This window comes from Sediminibacterium sp. GW821-FHT12F12, assembly GCF_058806635.1.
In genome coordinates this window covers 165786-185480 of the sequence record NZ_JBXAPW010000007.1, presented here as the reverse complement: position 1 = coordinate 185480, position 19695 = coordinate 165786, and the positions used below count along the sequence as shown (strand labels likewise).

The window sequence follows — 19695 nt, the reverse complement described above, 5'->3', positions numbered from 1 at the left end:
CGGGTACTGTTAATACAAAGGTACTTTGTTTTTTGAATTAATAAATTCTTTCCCGCAGAATTTCATAAATGGTTGATTATCAAATCTGTCTTTGGTCAGACAAATTATTATTGCTTCACCGGGTGTTATACAGCAATAAAATATTATGTGTTCTCCTGGTTATCACTCGGAGAGGTTGCTCAAAAAATGCAATTCGATATTTTGCTACGCAAAAATGACTATCACCATTACCTATCATGCTGGCAGTTACCAACGTCAATGATAATACTCCCACAACCATTTCGAAATTTTCCGGGTAAGCTCCCATGCTTCATTGCTGCTGTTCCAGCTGGTATCCTGGTTATTTTTAGTGCAGATACAGAAGAGGTACCTCGCTTTTTTCCCATTTACATACAATACTTCACTGCGGCTGGCATTTACCGCTCCGCTTTTGCTGGCAATGAACACATCGGAGGGAATTTGTGAGATGGCTTCTTCGTCCCAGTAATTACGCCCCAGCAACCGAAGCATTTTTTCGCTGGCAGTTTCGCTGATCACTTCTTTTTGTACTATTTTCTCCAGCAGGGTGGCCATTTCGCGCGGAGTGGTTTGTCCCCAGCCAAATTCTGAGCGGTAGTTTTCCCGGCCCGGTGTGCGGCTGTTTACTTTGGTATTTACCAAGCCCAGACTATCCATCAAGCGGTTAATAGCGGTTCCGGTACCGGCCAGGCTTTGCAGCCAGAGGCTGGCCGTATTATCGCTCATGGTCAGCATCAGCATCATTACTTTACTCATTTCAATCTTTTCCCCGTTTTTAAATGAGCCGAGAATGTCTTCTCCTTCATATAAAAGAGAATCTTTATAAACCAGGGGTTGATGATACTGCAATTCCTGGCTTTCTATTTTACGCATAAGACCCGCAAGGATCGGTACTTTCACCATACTGGCAGTGGGAAAGAGGCTATCGGCCTGGATCGCCACTTCCCGGTTACGGGTAAGATCATGCACATACAAACCCAGGTTACCCCGAAACCCTTTTACCAGTTCCGTTAACTGCGCCTGCAGTTTTTTATCTGTTTTCTGTGCGTACAGATCCTGTACAAATACCCATAGCGCTAAAAAAACTATCCACTGTTTCATATGAAATGATTGCTGATTGTTCAATTTAGTGTTTTTTTGTATGCAAGAACGGGGGCCAGCACCCTCCACCCTGTTATTCTCCCGGGCTACGGGTATTGTTTTACTTTATCTGCCAACCTATGTTCCTGAAAAACCGGTCATACATTTATCCAGTTTTCCTGTTCCTGTTTACGGTGGGTGTATTGTCGGCTTCGGTAGCTTATGCAAAAAAGGACTCCTTACCTGTAGCTGAAAAAGGGATTATTGACCTGCGAAAAACCGATCTGCAGAAACTATCCGTGCCCTTAACCGGTGAATGGGCTTTTTACTGGGAACAATTACTGACACCTGCATCTCCTCCAAAAACACCCGATGCCTATCTCTTTTTCCCGAAACTGTTTAATAAAACCATCCTCAACGGAACCCGCTTGCCCGCCAAAGGTTATGCCACTTACGCCGTAACAGTAATATTGCCTCCACGTACCCATACACTGGCTTTGGAGGTACCGGATACCTATTGTTCGTACCGCCTTTTTGTGAACAATCAATTATTTGCCAATGCAGGTAGTCCGGATATACTCGAAGAAAAGGCCGTAGCCAAATGGGTTGAAAAAACCATCGAAATCACAGATCCTTCCGATACCCTTCACCTGTTGTTACAGGTAGCTAATTACTGGCATTCAAAAGGTGGTCCCTATAAAAATATTGTGATCGGCGATAAGGAAGCCCTTTTTTATGAACAGGAAAAAGACAAAGCTTTTGACCTGGTACTTACTGGTTGCCTTTTTATGGGTGGACTGTTCTTTTTTGGTCTGTTCCTGTTTGGCCGTCACGATAAATCGATCCTCTATTTTGCCCTGTTCTGTATGATGTACAGCTACCGTATGGTAGGGGCACGCAGTTATGTATTGCATACGCTTTTCCCCGATATTCCCTGGAATATTACCACTCACCTGGAATATCTTTCCCTGTTTATCTGCCTGGTATTTTTCAGTTTGTATACCCGCTATCTCTATCCCGAAGAATCCGGTAAACTGGCTACGCGGATAGAAGTGTGGCTGGGACTGATATTATCTGGCATTGTGGTCATTTTCCCACCGGAGATTTTTACCTATCTCATCAACCCCTTTCTCGTGGCCATGTTCGGGGTAATTGCCTATGCTTTTTATGTGTATGTAAAAGCCATGCAACATAAAAGGCTGGGAGCCGAATACGCTTTACTCAGTACCGGTGTGGTGTTGATGGTATTTATCGTCATCAATCTGCAGTATTTTGATATCATAACCGCGCACAAAGGCATTCTGTTTATCGGTTATATCAGTTTCTTTTTCCTGCAGTCGCTGATCCTTTCTTTCCGGTTCGCTTCTACGCTGAAGAAAGCAAAAGAAGAAGCTGAACAGGGATTGAAAGCCAAAAACGAATTCCTTTCTACTATGTCGCACGAGATCCGGACGCCGCTGAATTCGATTCTCGGTATGACACACCTGATTCTGCGCGACAATCCCCGATCCGAACAGAAAGAACAACTGAATGTATTGTTGTTCTCAGCCAATAACCTGCTGGCCATTGTGAATGATATTCTTGACTACAATAAGATCGAGGCCGGAAAAGTGAATTTTGAAATGATCGAAACAGATATTCCGAATATGGTGAAGAATATTGTTTCCGGTTTACGCACTTCTGCAGAAGATAAGGGTATTGAACTGAGGCTGCAGGTAGACCCTGCTTTACAACATAAAGTACTGGGCGACCCTACCCGTATCGGGCAGGTGATTAATAACCTGGTAAACAATGCTATCAAATTCACCCGCAAAGGATATGTTTTACTCGATATCAAGGTAGAAAGTCAAACCGATGCCACCATTACATTGCAGTTTAGTGTAGAAGATACGGGTATCGGCATTGCGCAGGAAAAGCAGAAGATCATTTTTGAACAGTTTACACAGGCTGATACCTCTACCTCCCGCAATTTTGGCGGAACAGGGCTCGGATTGGCCATCTGCAAAAAACTATTAGACCTGCAGGGAACCAGATTGCACCTGACCAGCGAACAGGGTAAAGGATCTGTCTTTTATTTCTCACAAACCTTCCCAAAAGTGATTACCGTGGAAAAGAAAACCGTAGATACCCCTTCTTCCATACCTACAGAAGAGAGTAAACCGCTATCCGGAATGTCTATTCTGCTGGTGGAGGATAATGAGATCAATATTCTTGTTGCCAAAACTTTTCTGGAGCGTTGGGGCGCCACCATTGATGTGGCGATGAACGGAAAAGAGGCCCTTGCCAAACTGGATACCAGCAAACACAGGCTGGTACTGATGGATATGCACATGCCCGTAATGGATGGCTATGAAGCCACCAAACAGATGCGTAACCAGGGCGTAACCATTCCCATCATTGCCCTTACCGCCAGCTTACCGAGAGAGATTGAAGACAGGATCAATGAAACAGGAGTGAATGATATTGTAGTAAAACCTTTTGTACCTGATGAGTTATTCAGGATTATTCTGCATTATACCAATATTCATCCTTCGAAGTAGGATATAGTTATTACGATCTCCGAAACAAAGAATCCCGCTCTGGCGGGATTCTTTGTTTCGGATTGCTTGCGGTTATTATGCCAAAGAAAAATTCAGTGATTGCTGCAATGTTTTCAGTTTTTCGGTTGAGAGCGCTTTTTCTGCGAGATGCATGAACTCATCCAACACAAACGGGGGTGCTGCTGCCTGGATCTTTTTGTACCAGTCGATGATCTCGTTCAAAGCCAGCCCCTTCAACATCCAGTAACCCGAAAACGCTTTTTCTGCGGGGGTTAAGGATGCTACAATCTGTTGTTCTCTTTCCAGCAGTTGTTCATCGGTGTATTCGCGGTGTAATACATCCAGTACCACCGTTTCTTCTGCATTCATGTGGGTGAGGTTGAATGCTGTAAAAGCATTCAGCGCCCTTTGTAGTTTTTTTCCTGCCAGGATTTTTTCCTGGTCAGTAACCGCATTACGGCAATCATGCATAGCATCTACCAGTTCTTCGCCCAGTTCATGGTCTTTTTCATGCTGCGCTTCAAAATCTGCCACCAGTTCCGGTGCCGCTGCTGCAATTAATGGAAATACCTGTGTATCTTCCTTGTGCGCATGCGCTTCAAAAAAGTTAACGAGTTCTTCTATTAAAGTAATGGTTTTGCCGGCCTGCGCCTCCTGTGTAAAATCGGTATGTTGCACAGTAATAGATGCGTGGTACAACAATGCCCGCAGTGCCTGGTGTACCTGGTGAAAAGGATTAAAACGAACTGTTTCCATATATATTGATCTTTGTTTACGAAAATCGCTTCTTTCATGTAGCTGTGCACAAATCTGCTGATTTTCTGTTTAGTCTTTTATCACATATTGATGTGGTTGGGATAAACGGAATTATTCTTCCTCCAATGGATGCCTTCAGCGGCAGACTGATAACCCTTAATTTTTTGTTAAGGGCGTAGGTTTATGGCTAAAACAGTATCTGATAAAAAAAGCGCCTATCGTTCCTGTTTACCCAAAACCAACCAGCATGAAACAGAAAAAAACAGGTACCCTCTTATGTTTGGGCGTTACGGCCATGCTTTTCCAGTATTGCGCCAAAACGGATGCGGCTGCCACCGTATCATCAGCCACCAATACCACAGCCACCGTTACCACACCACAATTACCGGCTACCAATTTTAATTATGGCAATTTTGCCCTGCCGGCCCATATTGCCGCAGCTTTACCGGCGGCAGATAATACGCCCGCCAATAATCCCATTACCAACGATGGCGCTACCCTGGGCAGGGTTTTGTTTTACGACAAAAAACTTTCGAAGAACAATACCATCAGTTGCGGCAGCTGTCACAGGCAGGATCTCTCTTTTTCCGATTCTGCTATTAAAAGCAAAGGTTTTCTGGGTGGTGTTACAGACAGGCATTCGATGCCTTTGCTGAATGTGCGTTTTTACCGTTCGGGAAAAATGTTCTGGGACGAGCGTGCTGCCACACTCGAAGAACAGGTATTACAACCCATACAGAACACCACAGAAATGGGACTAACCATGAACGAAGCCATGAGCAAAATTTCGGCGCAGTACTATTATCCTGCTTTGTTTCAAAAAGCTTTCGGCACAACCGAGATCAATGAAAACAGGGTAGCCCGGGCACTGGCCCAGTTTGTACGGTCTATTGTAACTACCCAATCAAAATACGACCAGGTGAAACAGGGGCTGGCCAGTTTTACCACAGACGAAAGGGATGGCGAAACCCTGTTCCTGACCGCCGGTAATATTCCCTGCGCCGGTTGCCATGCGCCGCCGATGTTCCTGACCTCCAACCCCACAGCGGGTTTTGCCCTGGCCGATCCTGCTGATCTCGGTATCAATAACCAACGAAGATTCAAATCATCAAGTCTGCGCAATATTGCCAATACGCCCCCCTATTTTCACAATGGTAGTGTTAACAGTCTGCAAGCCATGCTGAATAGCAATATTCCCGCACATGGTGTAGCCGCGCAGGACAGGCAGAAACTGCTGGCTTTTTTACAGACCCTGACAGATGTGGCCATTACCACCGACCTGAAATATTCAGACCCCTTTCAATAACCATTTCCCCCATCCTTTACAAAGCAAGCGATACCGCTTGCTTTGTTGTTATGTAAAAAACGGACACAGTGTTCCCGGTAACAACCCTTTCATCTATCTGATTTGACTGCTTGTATAACAACGCGTTGAAAAGGGTTAATAACAGAAGAATTTTAGCAAAAGTTTCTGTTGTTATGAAAAAAGTTTACCTGTTCTGCCTGAGCCTGTTATGTGTGGCAAGTTTACCCTTACTTGCGCAGGTAGCAGAGAGAGGAAAGATTACCGCAGCCATTCTGAATGAAAAAAACCAGCCGGTTGAGAATGCAACCGTAGAATTATTGAAAAGCAAAGACTCTTCGCTGGCCAAAACGGCTATCACTGATAAAAATGGTTTGGCTGAGTTGGATAATATCCGTCCGGGAAGCTATCTCGTAAGAACTTCTTTTGTGAACTATGCCACACAATACTCAGCAGTAATTGTACTCAGCCAGGAGCAGTTAAATCTCAGGCTGGCCAATATCGTACTACTGCCCAGCGCTAAAGAAATCGGCGAAGTAGTGGTAACCGCGAGAAAACCCTTTATCCAGCGTTTATCAGACAGGTTGGTGGTAAATGTGGAGAACAGTATTATCAGTGCCGGCAGTACGGCCATGGATGTACTGGAACGCTCGCCCGGTGTTACCATCGACCAGAATGATGTAATTGCGATGCGCGGTCGCCAGGGTGTCATTATTATGATTGATGGAAAACCTTCACCTTTAACCGGTGCAGAACTGGCTAACTACCTGCGCGGACTACCTTCCAATGCCATTGAACGGATAGACCTCATCACCAATCCCTCTGCCAGATATGATGCAGCAGGCAATTCGGGTATTATTGATATCCGTATGAAAAAAGACCAGCGTTTGGGTGCTAATGGAACACTGACCGCAGGTTACGGACAGGGTGTATATGCCAAAGCCAATGCCGGCGCTACGGTTAACTACCGTGATAAAAAAGTAAATCTCTTTGGCAACTATAACTATTCTTACCGGATCAATATGAATCACCTGTTTCTCGATAGAAACTTCTATACCAACAGTTTGTACAATGGCGGCGATCTGAAGGATAATTTTGCCAGAACACCGGCCGGTTTTCACACGGTACGTGTGGGTGCCGATTATTTCCCTGATAAAAAGAATATCATCGGTTTTGTGGTTACCCGTAATAGCGGTTCATTCAATACCACCATCAACAATAATTCGGTTGTGATAGATGCAGCTCATCAGCAGGCTTCTACCTTCCAGACAAGGGCGTATAATACCAACGATAACGGGAACACGGTTGCCAATATCAACTATAAACACAGTTTTAATACCACCGGTAAAGAATTAACGATTGATGCTGATTATGGTGAATACAGTTCATCTGCACTTACCAGCAACGCCACCAAATATTATAATCTGAACGGTGGTTTGTTACAGCCCGACTATCTGCTGAACGGTGATCAGCAGGGAAAACTGATCCTGCGTACTGCCAAAGCAGACTATAGCCATCCATTGGCACAGGGCGCACGTTTTGAAACGGGTGTTAAAACCAGTTATGTTTCTTCTGACAACGATGCCAAGTTTTTCGACATGAGCAGCGGCACACCGGTGGATGATGTAAACAAGACCAACCGTTTTTTTTACGAGGAGTATAATAATGCAGCCTATTTCAATTTCAGTAAAGAGTTTAAAAAATTTAACCTGCAACTGGGTTTACGCGGAGAGCATACGCACCTGAAAACACAGCAGGTAAAAGGTGCTATCTTCTTTGATTCCAGTTACCTGCAGTTATTTCCCAGCGCCTATTTTAATTACAAGATCAAAGACGATCAGACACTGGGCATTTCTGTGAGCAGGCGTATTGACAGACCCGGTTACTCGCAACTGAACCCATTTCTTTTCCTGATCGATGTAACCACGTATTCCACCGGCCGTCCCTCGCTGTTACCACAGTTTACCTGGGCCTATGAGTTGAATTATACCGTGAAGGGAATTAATTTCTCCGCTTCGTACAGTCATACAAAGAATAACCAGAATATTGCTATCGCACGTTTCAAAGATGTGTTCCCCAATATTCCGCAAATGGATAATGTAACGGTACAGATTCCTATCAACTTAAGCTCATCCGATTATTATGGTCTTTCTGTAGCAGCACCTGTTCGTGTAAACAGCCGCTGGAACATGATCAACAATGCCAATTTGTATTACAATCATTTCAACGGCTCACTCGGTGCCACTACCCTGAATAACGGTAAGCCCGCATTTGATTACCGGATGAACAATACATTCACACTGGGTAAAGGATGGATCACAGAATTAAACGGCAATTTTACCACCGGCGGTCAATATGGCTTTATGGTACAGGATCCTTTATGGGGTATTGCGGCGGGCGTGCAGAAATCGATGTTGAAGAACAAAGGAACACTCAGACTGAATGTAACTGATATCTTCTGGACCAATCTGCCCAAAGCCGTTATTACCTACACCAATTATATTGAGAAATGGCATGCCAAACGCGAAACAAGGGTGGTTACGCTAAGCTTCACTTATCGTTTTGGAAAAAATACCGTGCAGGCAGCCAGAAGAAGAACCACGGCTTCTGAAGAAGAACGACAAAGAGCCGGAAACTGATTATACAACGCAAGCAATCAAGATTATGTTTCTCGAACCCAACGCAACCAATGAAACCTGTCAGTCCATTATAGCTTGTGAAGCTTTGCCAATATTGGCAGGTGGGCTGGTAATTTTTGCATGGTGGTTTTTTGCAAAAACTGTTTCAGGTGTTTATAAAAATGACTATGATCATAATAAGCGAACTGAGTAAGATCAAAGGTCTCAGGTGCGGCTACCAGTAATTCTACAGCCTTGCGGATCCGGAGAATCTGCAGGGCTTTTTTAGTACTGATGCCCGTATAGATCTCAAAATACCGTTGCAGGGTGCGGGTAGAAACTTTGTACCGGGCGGCCAATGTTTCTACCGACTGGCCAAAATCAAGTTTTTCTTCGCAATGTGCCAGGATCTCGTTTACGATCATTACCGGATGCAGGGAGCCTTCGTACTGCTGCAATAAGTGATTGAAGTAGTTGGTGAGGATCGTTATCCTTTCAGCAAAATTACCGGCTGCTTTTACTTTTTTCAGGATAGCAGCATCGGCAAGATAACTCAACGGAAAAACCGATTCGCGGTATTCCGCAAAATTGATCTTCTTCTCAAAAATGATGGGAGAGGTTTTGAACTTGATACCAAATAAGCGGTTACCGGATTTGTGATGGGTTTCGATGTCTTTCTGCCTGGGCAAAAAACCATCTGTTTTCATTGGAAATTTCCGGTCGCCCACCTGAATCACAAATGGAGTGCCCAGGTTAATGAGATAGGTATAACCGGTATTGGGAAATAACACATCTGAAAACCCATCTGGATACTGTTTCCACAAACCGTCAAAATCTGTTTCCCAGAAAAAATCGATGAACAGGGATAAGGATGCCGGTGCTTTACGCCGGTGATAGTTACGCGTAAAATGCTGTGGATGGATAAATTCAATATGCTGTGGCGCCGGCATGTCTAAAAATACAAATACATACACAGTTTATGCATCCACTCATATAAATTCATCAGGCCCTGATCATTTTGGAATGGGTCTTGTAATATTTATCCGGACTATAAATAAACAGACAGCTTCCGTCTTTAATGGTGCTGATCACCTGCTTATAGATATTGGTGGGCAATGCCGGACAACCCTGGCTTCTGCCGATATAACCCTGGCTTCTGATAATACTTTCATCTACATAACTCGCGCTGTGCATCACAATGCCTCTTTGCAAAGCATTATCATTAATGCCTTCTTCCTCGCCCAGCAAGCGAAGCGACTCGCCATGTTTACCCCGGTAGGTATCGCCGGTGATGTAAAAACCAAGACTGCTCTTATTACTATTGCTCTGGTTAGAGAACTGCGTGGGTAATACCTGGCCCGAATTTCTGCCATGCGATGTATAAGTATGAAACAACAGTTCGCCCGTTTGCAGATCAATCACAAACAAACGTTTTTTGCTGGAGGGCAAACTGAAATCAACAATGGTAAGCAGGTTATCCTTCAGTTTTTTTCCGCTGTTCAGCAGCGTGTTGAATCCGGTTAATGCATACTGGAAAGCCTCCTGCGACAAACCCAGCGAAGCCAGGTTCATCGTTTCATACAGTCCCATTTTGGCTTCTACCAGAGAAACCGGTGCGGGGGCTGCGGTAGTTGTAATAACTGTTTTTTCGTTTGACACAGGAAGCGTGAATCCAGCTCCCATCAATAAAAACATGATCGCAATGATCCATGTTGGGTAATGCCATTTCCTTTGCCTGAATACTTTCATATCGGTAATTGGGGGTTTACAATAAAATCATGTAAAAACTGCCGTAAAGCGACGGTCGGTAATGGTAGAATGCAAATTTACGAAATATCCACCACGCGGGGAAGAACCCGGACCGCTTTAACAGGTTTTTCGGAAAATGAGGGGCCATATAGATATACGGCCCCGTTTCGATTGCTTGCCATATAAAAGAACATCGGTATATGTGAGGCCAGGGGCAGGATCGAACTGCCGTAAAAGGTTTTGCAGACCTGTACCTAACCACTCGGCCACATGGCCCTCACAAATAGGATCTGTTTGTTATTTGTATGATGGCACTTTTAAATATTCCGGGGCGCCAAATAACAGACTGATCTTATTGTTGATATATGCAAAGGTACGGAAAAAATATAAGTCTACCAATTAAGTAGACTTATAATAAGGCAATTTTTCTCTTATCGAAAAGAATACCATTGATAGTGACCCTGCTATACATACAGTATTTTCCAACAAATTGTCAGAAAAATACCTGTTTAACTTATTCACGGTCACTTAGGTAATCAGGTTCAAATAGTAACTTGCACCCATGCAAGCATATCTGGAGGGATTGAACGAACCGCAGTACGAAGCGGTTACGCACATGAATGGCCCATTGATGATCATTGCCGGTGCCGGCAGCGGAAAAACCAAAGTATTAACTACCCGTATCGCCCACCTGATGGCCAACGGGGTAGATGCATTTCATATCCTGGCTTTAACTTTTACCAACAAAGCCGCCGCCGAAATGAAAGAGCGGATCGAAAAAATTCTTGGCAATTCTGAAGCAAGAAATTTATATATCGGAACCTTTCACAGCGTTTTTGCGCGGATACTTCGTGCCGAAGCACAAAAAATCGGCTATCCTACCAATTTCACCATTTATGATACCGATGACAGTCGCTCGGTGATCAAAGCCGTGATCAACGAACTGGGGCTGGACGATAAGCAATACAAACCCAGTGTAGTAGGCAATCGCATCTCATCAGCCAAAAACGACCTGGTATACCCACGTGAATACGCCAACAACTATGCCATTCAGCAGGAAGATATGCGTTCTAACCGCCCGGCCATGGCGCAGATCTATGCAGCTTATGTAAACCGTTGTTTTAAAAACGGGGCCATGGATTTTGATGACCTGCTGTTAAAAATGAATGAGATATTACAGACCATTCCGGAAGTATTAAGTAAGTACCAGCGTAAATTCAGATATATTCTGATAGATGAGTACCAGGATACCAATGCCGTGCAGTACCAGATCACCAAACTGCTGGCCGCCATGCACGAAAATATTTGTGTGGTGGGAGATGATGCCCAGAGCATTTATAGTTTCCGCGGGGCCACCATTGAAAACATTCTCCAGTTTCAGAAAGATTATGATGATGTAAAAGTGGTAAAACTGGAACAGAATTACCGAAGCAGCCAGAGTATCCTGGAAGTGGCCAATACGGTGATTAAAAATAACAAAGGACAGATCCCTAAAAACCTCTGGACCGAAAACAGCGAGGGAGAAAAGATCTGCCTGGTACGCACGATGACGGATAATGATGAGGGGAAATTTGTGGCGGATACCATCAAGGAACAAAAACTCCGCAATCATTATTATAATTCAGATTTTGCCATTCTTTATCGCACCAACGCCCAGAGTCGCTCTTTTGAAGAAAGTCTGCGGCGGATGGGAATACCTTACCGGTTGTATGGCGGGCAAAGCTTTTATACCCGTAAGGAAGTAAAAGATGTAGTAGCCTATCTGAAAGTAATTACCAATACAAGAGATGAAGAATCTTTAAAAAGGATCATCAATTACCCGGTAAGAGGGATTGGCAAAACCACACAGGAAAAATGTGTGATCTATGCCAACGAGCAGAACATTACCATGTTTGAGGTACTGACAAGGGCCGCTGAATTTGGTTTTAAAGCAGGTACACTGGAAGCCATCCAGAACTTTGTTACCATGATCCGCTATTTTCAAAGTATGCTTACCGATAAAAATGCCTATGATGTAGCGGTGCAGGTGGGTAAACATACCAACCTTGTAAAAGAGTTGTTTGCCGATAAAACAACCGAGGGCATGGCCAGGTATGAGAACGTGCAGGAGTTACTGAACTCTATTAAAGAGTGGACCGAAAGTCCCAGTAACGAAGATGGCGAAATGGGCGATAAAACACTGGGTTCCTATTTGCAGCAGATCACTTTGTTAACCGATGCGGATGACGACAAAGAAAATACGGATGTAGTAAAACTGATGACCATACACGCAGCCAAGGGACTTGAGTTTGGTTGTGTATTTGTAGGGGGCATTGAAGAAACTCTATTTCCCAGTGCCATGAGTATTAATACAAGGGAAGAACTGGAAGAAGAGCGTCGTTTGTTTTATGTGGCGGTAACACGTGCCAAACACCGTTTATGGTTAACCTATGCCAATAACCGTTACCGTTTTGGGCAACTGGTGCAGAATGAACCCAGCCGTTTTATTGAAGAAATGCCTGATCAGTATATAGATAAAAGTTATGCGGGTGGTGGTGCCCGTAACCTGGGTGCCGATTGGGGCAGTGGTTTTGAGCGCACACAACGCCAATATGGTTTTGGCGATTCGGCCGCCGGCGCTGCAAAAAAATATGGCCCTCCTCCTTCCAGAAAACCGGCCACCAGTAACCAGAAACCAGAATACTTACCCATTACCCCACCCGTTAGTAAAGTGGTAGAACATACACCAGCCGCAGATTTTGCAGCGAGCGATACCAGTAATCTGCAGGCAGGTCAACAGGTAGAACACCAGAAATTCGGGTTTGGTACCGTAGCCAAAATTGAGGGCTCAGCACATAATCCGGTGGCCACGATCAACTTTACACTGAACGGTGAAAAGAAGATCATGCTCAATTACGCGAAACTGCGGATAGTAGAATAACCTCTTTCATAACCGCGCCTCTGCGCCTTTGCGGGCAAATGTTCTCGCAAAGGCGCAGAGGCGCGGTTTTTGTTTCATTAGAAATGAAACTTTACTACTGAATAGGTATCCGGGAAACCTACATAGGAATATTTTGATTTTCGCTCTACGGGTTTATCGGCAGTATTATAAGCATAGGCATGTTCTACGGTTCCGTAAGGCTGTCCCTGTGTAGTGAGGTAGATTTCTTTCACCGGATTGTTTACTGAATAATAACTCAGCGGCAGGTAAGGAAAGTTTTCAAGATGTTCGCTGATATTAGGATGGTTATCGTAAGCCACAATATGCAACTCTTCCGTTTTCATCCAGGCATCGTTCACATAATCAAAAAAAGCTTTTTTAGCGATATTCCCATCTGCCGTATACGTAAACAGGATCCTGGAATCCGGTTTCAGCGGCACATTTACATTGGCAAAATAACCGGTTCTTTCCAGCATCTTACCATTGGCATAGGTAAACTCTGTACGATAACGTAACTCGCCTCTGTTATTGAAGGTTTCAATAGCAGAAATAAGATCACCGTTATAAAAATATTTCCATTTACCGGTAGAATTTACCTCCTGCAATTTACCATTGGCATATACAAAATCGAAGTTGTTGAACACGGAGCTATCGGCCAGTTTCCTGACCAGTTGCCGGATGGTGCCATCTTCATTATAATAAGTTAACCAACTGTCTCCGTCTTTTTCCAGCCGGGTCATACCGGCAGCGGGTTTTGCGGGTTCGCTGGGTATAACGGGTAAAGGGGATTTTTTACAAGCTGTTGTAAGTAATAGTACCCCCAATACCCATCTCACATTTTTCATTATTGGTAACATGGTAGCGTATTTAGGCAGCAAATATGCAGCGGCACTAACGGCTATCCTATCGCACAAACATGTGTGTATGATGAAAGGAGCATAAGTAGTAGGAGTGGTTACTACACAACGATCCACTCGCCATCCTCCGGAATCCGCAGTCTGCCGGTGAGCTTATTTGTCTTTGCCAGCTCATGAAACGATTCTCTCTTTTCAAGACAGTGATTAACGGTATCTAGATGTACCACCGTAACCGGTGAAGCGGTTGCCTGGCAAACCTTTGCTACATCAGCTGTTGTCATTGTAATCGGGTCGCCGGTCAAAAACCTGGCTCCGCCACCATTTACAATGATATGTGTGGGTTTATCTGACAGGATTGTCTGTTCTACATCGGTACACCAGATGGTATCACCGGCTATATAAAGTGAATGCTCTGCGTAGGATACCACAAAACCGGAAACGGTTCCCATCGATTTACCAATTTCACCCTTACCGTGCTGTCCATTGGTCCTTTTTATCCGGATCTTATTCCAATTCATTTCTGTCTCAACAGCAGTTACACGAACAAATCCCTGTTGCCGGATCTTTGTTTCATCAGCAGGCTGACAAAAAACGGGAATCTGTTTATCCAGTAATGATTGCGCGGTTGCATCCCAATGATCGCGGTGGGTATGAGTTAGCAGGATGGCATCTGTTTTTTGCAATAGCTGCTGCAGTTCTTCTTCATTTACCGGCAGATCAACCATGGGTATCCTAAAACTATTGGCAGCATTTGCCACCGGATCCATAGTTTCTTTTTTGGCTAACATGGGATCAACCAGGATCGTAAACCCATTAACTTCCAGTAGCAGGCTGGCATGACGTAATAAGCGGAAACGAAAATTTGTTGGTGAACCTTTGGGCCTTTGATAACCGGTAGATGCAAAACCCAAACTTGTTGCCAGTACCGATCCTGTGAGAAATGCTGATTGTTGTATGAATTTTCTTCTGTTTGAGTTTACCATATTCGAATTTTTTTCTGCTTAATTGCTTTTAATATTTGCCAGATATTTCCATGCACTTGTGTGATGATAAAAGCCGTGTTAGTAGCAATAATCGAATGCAGAAGGGTTCTGCTGTATGGCAAATATCGGAAAAAAGGAATCGCCCGGATAACACAATCCATGAAGCCCGATAAACCGGCACTAACATCTACCACCACTGCCGCCTATTTTCCGTTCATCACAAATATCATCCGGTAAAAAAAGTGTAGCAACCAGTTGGTATTTTCAAACGTAGAGGATTGCACCAAACAATTTTTGCTATTATGAGAAAATCAGGCTTACTACTTCTCCTGTATTTACCGGCTTATGCTGCGCAAAGCAGGACCGCTACACTAAAACCGGTTTCTTTTTCCCTCTACACAAAATCTATTGCTGATCAAAGGCCGGAACTGATGAAAAACAAGGCCGACTCTTTCACTATTCAGATGAATAAGATTGGGGGCAGTGTTCATTTTTTGGAATGCATCAATGGATTTGCCGGGGGTAATGTAGCCGCTTCTGTTGGGGAAGATGGCATTCTGCTGGTAGATGATATGTTTGCCATGATGAGCAATAAGATCAAAATCGCCCTTGCTACACTTTCTGCCAAACCTATCAAAATGGTACTGAACACACATTTTCACGGAGATCATATCCAGGGGAACAAAATATTTGGAGAGAGTGCCGTAATTGTTGCGCACGAGAATGTAAGAAAACGGTTACAGAAATCTATCACCCCAAAAAATCCGTCTACCCAAATGTTGCCGGTGGTTGTTTTCAGAGACAGTATGAGCCTGCATTTTAACGGTGAAGAGATCAAACTGACACATTTTCCAAACAGTCATACCGATGGGGATGCGATGATCTATTTTACAGGTTCAAAAGTGATCCATCTCGGGGATATGTTTTTCTTTGGCATGTTCCCCGCCGTGTACACCGAAGGAGGTGGCGATATTAAACAACTGATTATATCATTAGAACAGATCCTCAAAGATATTCCGGCCGATGTACATGTAATACCCGGTCATGGCGGGGTGGCTACCATGAAAGACCTGCAGGATTATGTAACCATGTTACAAGAAACCACCGGTATTGTAGAAGTGGCTATCCGTAAAGGCCTTAGTCTGGAGCAAATGAAACAGGGGAAACTGCTACACAAATACAATGCATTGGGCGATGGTGGTGCACAAAGCACAGATCAATATCTGGCTATGCTGTACAAATTATTATCGCCCGTTAAAAAATAGTTTTCTTGTAATTATAATATCTATTCAAATTAGATCATAATAAAACCCATTACCATGAAGAAAAGACAGCATGTATTTGTTTATGTGTTGTTAACACTGATCGTTCTGTCGGCCTGTAGAAAACAGGATTATCCACGTCAGGAAGCACTGCCTCTCACTAAAAAACAGTTACTCACCCAAAAAAAATGGAAACTGGTAAATTTTGGTTTTGATAACAATAATAATAAAGTGGTTGATGCTGATGAAGATGTGGCACCGGATTGTGTAAAAGATAATATCCATTCCTTTTTTACCGATGGAACAGGAACGGTGGAAGAAAACGCATTGTTTTGTAATAACCTTCCGCCAATCAGCCATTTTCAATGGGCATTCAGGAATAATGATACCCAGATTGATTTTTTTACCAGCGTAGCAGATCTGCAAACCCTATTGGCTGAGATTATGATACTGAGTTATCCGATTAACGGGTCTCCCGGAGCAAGTGGATCAGACAGGTTGCTCATTACCTATAAACATCCATAAACATTTTTCTTGTAAATTCCGGGTACCGGGTTTATCATTTCAGTACATAAAATCCGCTCCAGCATACTTCCCATGCCAGCAGATCTCTCTTTGCCGCATTCTCTCCGTTTTGCTCTTATCAAAACCACCTGCTCTTTCTGCATTCAACTGACAGGCGGGGTATTTGTTTCACTAAGAGCTTACAAAGAAAAAGAGCAAAAGAGAGAATTTTTTATCCTCCTGCCTTTATATGTGGTATGGGTCACTATACTTAACAGGCCGGTTTACGCCTCCTTAAGAACAAAACTAAATTTATTAACGCACCCGGTATTTATCGCAGAATCCGCGGAGAAGGAAAATGGCCGGTGCTTCTTTTGTTTTTAGTATGTTTTATGGGTGTTCTATCGCACAAATATGTGGGATCGATTGTGGGGGTGATATTCCTTAAAAATGGTTGTCATCAGGTTAACGTTTTCTAAACAGCTTATTAATCAATTAATTACAATCTTTCCTTTTACCCCTTCTACTGATTGGCACAGTATTTGGCTTACGTTGATCGACACACATCCTTAACCTAAAAACAACAACTATGAAAACACTAATCAAATCTTCAGCCCTGTTGGCTTCTGTTCTGTTATTCCAGGCTGCCCACGCACAGCTGGGTGTGAAGGCCAACGCAAACGCAGCTGTTAAAGCTACCGCCAATGCTACCAAAGCCACCAATGCAGCGTTGAACGCAACCAACCGTACCACAGTTGCCGCAGGCAAAGCTGTAAAAGCAACTACCGGTGCCGTGAAACAGTCTACTGAGGCTGCCGTAAAAACTGCCGGTAAAGTAACCAGTAACACCAATGTAAATGTGAAGACAGATGCTTCTGTTAAACAAAGTAACGATGCCAACCTGAACAGCAATGCCGGTGGTGAAGAGAGGGGCCTGGTGCGTGCACAGTCTGTATCTGAAGCAGAAGTACATGCCAATGCCAACGCCAAACTTCCGATGAGCGAAGTAAAAGACGAAATGAAAGATCAGTCTGAACAGGCAAAAGCAAAGGTTGAAAAAGCAAAAGAAACGGCTGTTAAAGCAGAAACCAGCGCTAAGGAAAAAATAAAAGCAGCAAAACCTGCCGTAAAAGCCAGTGCTGAAACCAGTACAAAAGCTTCTGTAAAAGCAGGTAAACACTAAGATCCCGTTTTAGTGTCCAATATCCGATCCCGTTTCAATAGTCAGTTCCGCTAACTGTTTAAAACCTATGCATATGAAAATCAGGAATCACTGGTATAAAGGTATCCTGTTATTACTGTTTCCTTTGGTAGGATCAGGACAGGAGAAGCATACAGACAATACACAGAAAAATGAACTCAATGCTTCTGTCAATTATCAATCTGCGCTGCATTATTTCGGCAGAACAGACAGTTTAAAAAGCAGTGGTTTATTTCCGGTGATTGGTTTTCAATCTTCGGTAGGTTTATATGCACAGGGCAGTTTCATTTTTGTGCAGAACAAAGACCTGCCCCTCAGTTATACAGGTACTACTATTGAAGCGGGCTATCGTTTCCCGCAAACAGATCATTTTTCGGGAAACCTGTTTTACACTCAGTTCCTCTATAAAGATCAGAGTACCCTGGTGCAGTCTGCCTTGAAATCGCAGACAGGTATCAACCTAAATTATCTATCCAGTATCATCAACATCAATACAGGTCTGGACCTCAAGTTCAGTAACCAGACCGATGTAGGTGCTACATTGGGTATCGATCACCTCTTTCTTTTTAACAAGGGCATGACCAATGCCGCTTTCGCGATCAATCCCTCCGTGTATGCGTATTTTGGTACGCAGCAGTTCTCCAATACCTACCTGGAGAAAAAGAATATACTCGGGTTGCCTGTAACAAGGCAAAACACCACACAGGTAACACAATTCAATATTCTTTCTTATGAAGTTTCTGTGCCGGTGGTTTTTGTATCGGGTAAGTTTAATGCTTCTATTACTCCTTCCTACACTTTGCCGCAGAACCTTGTAACGGTGGCCGGGCGACCCGATTTATCGGAACGGGGTAAAAACCTGTTTTACCTTACGGCCAGTGTTGGGATAAAACTGTGATATGTTTACCATTTCAATGTCTGCAGAACCAGCTTCCATTCTTTTTTCTGGTAGATCCAGGCGCGGAGATAATTCTCTTTCCGGTTGCCATTGGTAACCACACCATAGGTATAGGCAAAATCTTTAGTCCCTGATAATCCACCATTTATAAAACGCAGCTGTAGTTGGTCGGGTGCATTCAGTAAAGCAGCAGTAATGGCTTTTTCGCCTGTCAGCGGGTGTAATTGATCAAGGTTAAGGCGGCTATCGCGGGTAAGTAAACTCTTCCATTGTTCGCTGTTTTTGCCGGCGATGGCCTGATTCAGCAGGCTATCCATCAACTGAATGGCGGGAAAAGAAACTTCTTTGGGTTTCTGCGTGGATAAACTGATTTCATTGATCTCTCTTACAGGCAGATCGGCTGTTGCAGACGTTATTCCCAGATCGGCCAGGTTTTTCCATTCGCCCTGACTGTTCATTTGCCAGATAGAAGAAAAATAGCCCCTTGCTACCGGTGTATCTGTTAAAGCTTTTGGACGGATCAGGTACGGACCTGTAGTTACGCCCATATCGCCTCCGGCGCTTACAATAGCAAAATTGGGCGCCCAGCTTAAAATAGCGGGACCTGCTTTTTGTTTTGCGTACACTGTATGCGCATTCATAGCTCTACCCTGGTTAAAGATGACGCCTGCCGTATCCATATATTTCAGAAAGCCATCCTTTATATTACTTGATTCAGTAAAATTGGCAAATGCTACTTCGGCATCTACCAGACCGCGGATACCTTTTTGTGCTGTGGCGCTGAAGAAACAAATCATCAAAGTCAGTAATGCAAAAAGCTTTTGTTGGTTTTTCATGTATGCAGATTTGATACAATATTAGTTATGCCAGCATTTGTTCAGCAGTTCTTTTATACGAACCGTTGTTATTTGTGACAAAGCGTTAAATATGAATACTAAACCGTGGTAAGGGTAGCCAAAATCCGGGGATTAGCCTCTCAAATCCTATATAAATCATGTTCCGGCCT

At 43.7% G+C, this 19695-nt stretch carries 15 protein-coding genes and 1 tRNA gene; 8 read left to right on the top strand and 8 right to left on the bottom strand.

Annotated features, from left to right (window positions below):
- Positions 1–255 precede the first annotated feature (255 nt).
- The gene (locus AC1RNB_RS12010; RefSeq protein ID WP_493083085.1) at positions 256–1119 is read right to left on the bottom strand and encodes a serine hydrolase; all 864 of its coding nucleotides are present in this window, start codon (positions 1117–1119) and stop codon (positions 256–258) included.
- Between the two features lie 119 nt (positions 1120–1238).
- On the opposite strand from AC1RNB_RS12010, the gene AC1RNB_RS12005 reads away from it, so the two are divergent.
- Positions 1239–3638, top strand: coding sequence for an ATP-binding protein (locus tag AC1RNB_RS12005; protein WP_493083084.1), 2400 nt, complete (start codon positions 1239–1241; stop codon positions 3636–3638).
- A 75-nt stretch (positions 3639–3713) separates the two neighbouring features.
- Here AC1RNB_RS12005 and AC1RNB_RS12000 read toward each other — a convergent pair whose 3' ends face one another.
- The gene (locus tag AC1RNB_RS12000) at positions 3714–4394 is read right to left on the bottom strand and encodes a hemerythrin domain-containing protein (RefSeq protein WP_493083083.1); all 681 of its coding nucleotides are present in this window, start codon (positions 4392–4394) and stop codon (positions 3714–3716) included.
- Between the two features lie 247 nt (positions 4395–4641).
- Here AC1RNB_RS12000 and AC1RNB_RS11995 point away from each other — a divergent pair, with 247 nt between their 5' ends.
- The gene (locus AC1RNB_RS11995; protein ID WP_493083082.1) at positions 4642–5700 is read left to right on the top strand and encodes a cytochrome-c peroxidase; all 1059 of its coding nucleotides are present in this window, start codon (positions 4642–4644) and stop codon (positions 5698–5700) included.
- A 173-nt stretch (positions 5701–5873) separates the two neighbouring features.
- Positions 5874–8336, top strand: coding sequence for a TonB-dependent receptor (locus tag AC1RNB_RS11990; protein WP_493083081.1), 2463 nt, complete (start codon positions 5874–5876; stop codon positions 8334–8336).
- 68 nt (positions 8337–8404) lie between these two features.
- Here the strand turns inward: AC1RNB_RS11990 and AC1RNB_RS11985 are convergent, their stop codons facing one another.
- The 3 genes from AC1RNB_RS11985 to AC1RNB_RS11975 all read right to left on the bottom strand — a co-directional run bounded on the left by AC1RNB_RS11985 (position 8405) and on the right by AC1RNB_RS11975 (position 10340).
- The gene (locus AC1RNB_RS11985; RefSeq protein ID WP_493083079.1) at positions 8405–9265 is read right to left on the bottom strand and encodes a helix-turn-helix domain-containing protein; all 861 of its coding nucleotides are present in this window, start codon (positions 9263–9265) and stop codon (positions 8405–8407) included.
- A 52-nt stretch (positions 9266–9317) separates the two neighbouring features.
- The gene (locus AC1RNB_RS11980; protein ID WP_493083077.1) at positions 9318–10064 is read right to left on the bottom strand and encodes a murein L,D-transpeptidase catalytic domain family protein; all 747 of its coding nucleotides are present in this window, start codon (positions 10062–10064) and stop codon (positions 9318–9320) included.
- Between the two features lie 205 nt (positions 10065–10269).
- Positions 10270–10340, bottom strand: a tRNA-Cys gene (locus AC1RNB_RS11975).
- A gap of 286 nt (positions 10341–10626) precedes the next feature.
- Between AC1RNB_RS11975 and AC1RNB_RS11970 the strand changes: the two genes are divergently transcribed.
- Complete coding sequence (locus tag AC1RNB_RS11970; RefSeq protein WP_493083076.1) at positions 10627–12984, top strand: ATP-dependent helicase; 2358 nt, start codon at positions 10627–10629, stop codon at positions 12982–12984.
- A 77-nt stretch (positions 12985–13061) separates the two neighbouring features.
- On the opposite strand, the gene AC1RNB_RS11965 is transcribed toward AC1RNB_RS11970, so the two are convergent.
- Together AC1RNB_RS11965 and AC1RNB_RS11960 are read right to left on the bottom strand one after the other, a co-directional pair.
- On the bottom strand, positions 13062–13841 hold the full coding sequence (locus tag AC1RNB_RS11965; RefSeq protein ID WP_493083074.1) for a hypothetical protein: 780 nt from the start codon (positions 13839–13841) through the stop codon (positions 13062–13064).
- Positions 13842–13942: 101 nt separating this feature from the next.
- The gene (locus tag AC1RNB_RS11960; protein ID WP_493083072.1) at positions 13943–14824 is read right to left on the bottom strand and encodes an MBL fold metallo-hydrolase; all 882 of its coding nucleotides are present in this window, start codon (positions 14822–14824) and stop codon (positions 13943–13945) included.
- A 302-nt stretch (positions 14825–15126) separates the two neighbouring features.
- On the opposite strand from AC1RNB_RS11960, the gene AC1RNB_RS11955 reads away from it, so the two are divergent.
- The 4 genes from AC1RNB_RS11955 to AC1RNB_RS11940 all read left to right on the top strand — a co-directional run bounded on the left by AC1RNB_RS11955 (position 15127) and on the right by AC1RNB_RS11940 (position 18689).
- Positions 15127–16089 (top strand): MBL fold metallo-hydrolase, encoded by a 963-nt coding sequence (locus tag AC1RNB_RS11955; protein ID WP_493083070.1) that lies wholly within the window; start codon positions 15127–15129, stop codon positions 16087–16089.
- Between the two features lie 54 nt (positions 16090–16143).
- Positions 16144–16611, top strand: coding sequence for a hypothetical protein (locus tag AC1RNB_RS11950; RefSeq protein ID WP_493083068.1), 468 nt, complete (start codon positions 16144–16146; stop codon positions 16609–16611).
- A 568-nt stretch (positions 16612–17179) separates the two neighbouring features.
- Complete coding sequence (locus AC1RNB_RS11945) at positions 17180–17773, top strand: hypothetical protein (protein ID WP_493083066.1); 594 nt, start codon at positions 17180–17182, stop codon at positions 17771–17773.
- 73 nt (positions 17774–17846) lie between these two features.
- Positions 17847–18689: a hypothetical protein gene (locus tag AC1RNB_RS11940; RefSeq protein ID WP_493083064.1), complete on the top strand. Its 843-nt coding sequence runs from the start codon at positions 17847–17849 to the stop codon at positions 18687–18689.
- Positions 18690–18694: 5 nt separating this feature from the next.
- On the opposite strand, the gene AC1RNB_RS11935 is transcribed toward AC1RNB_RS11940, so the two are convergent.
- Positions 18695–19525, bottom strand: a complete 831-nt coding sequence (locus AC1RNB_RS11935) for a hypothetical protein (protein WP_493083062.1) — start codon at positions 19523–19525, stop codon at positions 18695–18697.
- Between the last annotated feature and the right edge of the window lie 170 nt (positions 19526–19695).

Bases quoted from the DNA above. Each gene is read 5' to 3' on its own strand.
- AC1RNB_RS11945 (WP_493083066.1), top strand. From the start codon at position 17,180: ATGAAAACACTAATCAAATCTTCAGCCCTGTTGGCTTCTGTTCTGTTA.
- AC1RNB_RS11990 (WP_493083081.1), top strand. From the start codon at position 5,874: ATGAAAAAAGTTTACCTGTTCTGCCTGAGCCTGTTATGTGTGGCAAGT.
- AC1RNB_RS12000 (WP_493083083.1), bottom strand. From the start codon at position 4,394: ATGGAAACAGTTCGTTTTAATCCTTTTCACCAGGTACACCAGGCACTG.
- AC1RNB_RS11970 (WP_493083076.1), top strand. From the start codon at position 10,627: ATGCAAGCATATCTGGAGGGATTGAACGAACCGCAGTACGAAGCGGTT.
- AC1RNB_RS12005 (WP_493083084.1), top strand. From the start codon at position 1,239: ATGTTCCTGAAAAACCGGTCATACATTTATCCAGTTTTCCTGTTCCTG.
- AC1RNB_RS11995 (WP_493083082.1), top strand. From the start codon at position 4,642: ATGAAACAGAAAAAAACAGGTACCCTCTTATGTTTGGGCGTTACGGCC.
- AC1RNB_RS11985 (WP_493083079.1), bottom strand. From the start codon at position 9,265: ATGCCGGCGCCACAGCATATTGAATTTATCCATCCACAGCATTTTACG.
- AC1RNB_RS11935 (WP_493083062.1), bottom strand. From the start codon at position 19,525: ATGAAAAACCAACAAAAGCTTTTTGCATTACTGACTTTGATGATTTGT.
- AC1RNB_RS11950 (WP_493083068.1), top strand. From the start codon at position 16,144: ATGAAGAAAAGACAGCATGTATTTGTTTATGTGTTGTTAACACTGATC.
- AC1RNB_RS11955 (WP_493083070.1), top strand. From the start codon at position 15,127: ATGAGAAAATCAGGCTTACTACTTCTCCTGTATTTACCGGCTTATGCT.
- AC1RNB_RS11965 (WP_493083074.1), bottom strand. From the start codon at position 13,841: ATGTTACCAATAATGAAAAATGTGAGATGGGTATTGGGGGTACTATTA.
- AC1RNB_RS12010 (WP_493083085.1), bottom strand. From the start codon at position 1,119: ATGAAACAGTGGATAGTTTTTTTAGCGCTATGGGTATTTGTACAGGAT.
- AC1RNB_RS11980 (WP_493083077.1), bottom strand. From the start codon at position 10,064: ATGAAAGTATTCAGGCAAAGGAAATGGCATTACCCAACATGGATCATT.
- AC1RNB_RS11940 (WP_493083064.1), top strand. From the start codon at position 17,847: ATGAAAATCAGGAATCACTGGTATAAAGGTATCCTGTTATTACTGTTT.
- AC1RNB_RS11960 (WP_493083072.1), bottom strand. From the start codon at position 14,824: ATGGTAAACTCAAACAGAAGAAAATTCATACAACAATCAGCATTTCTC.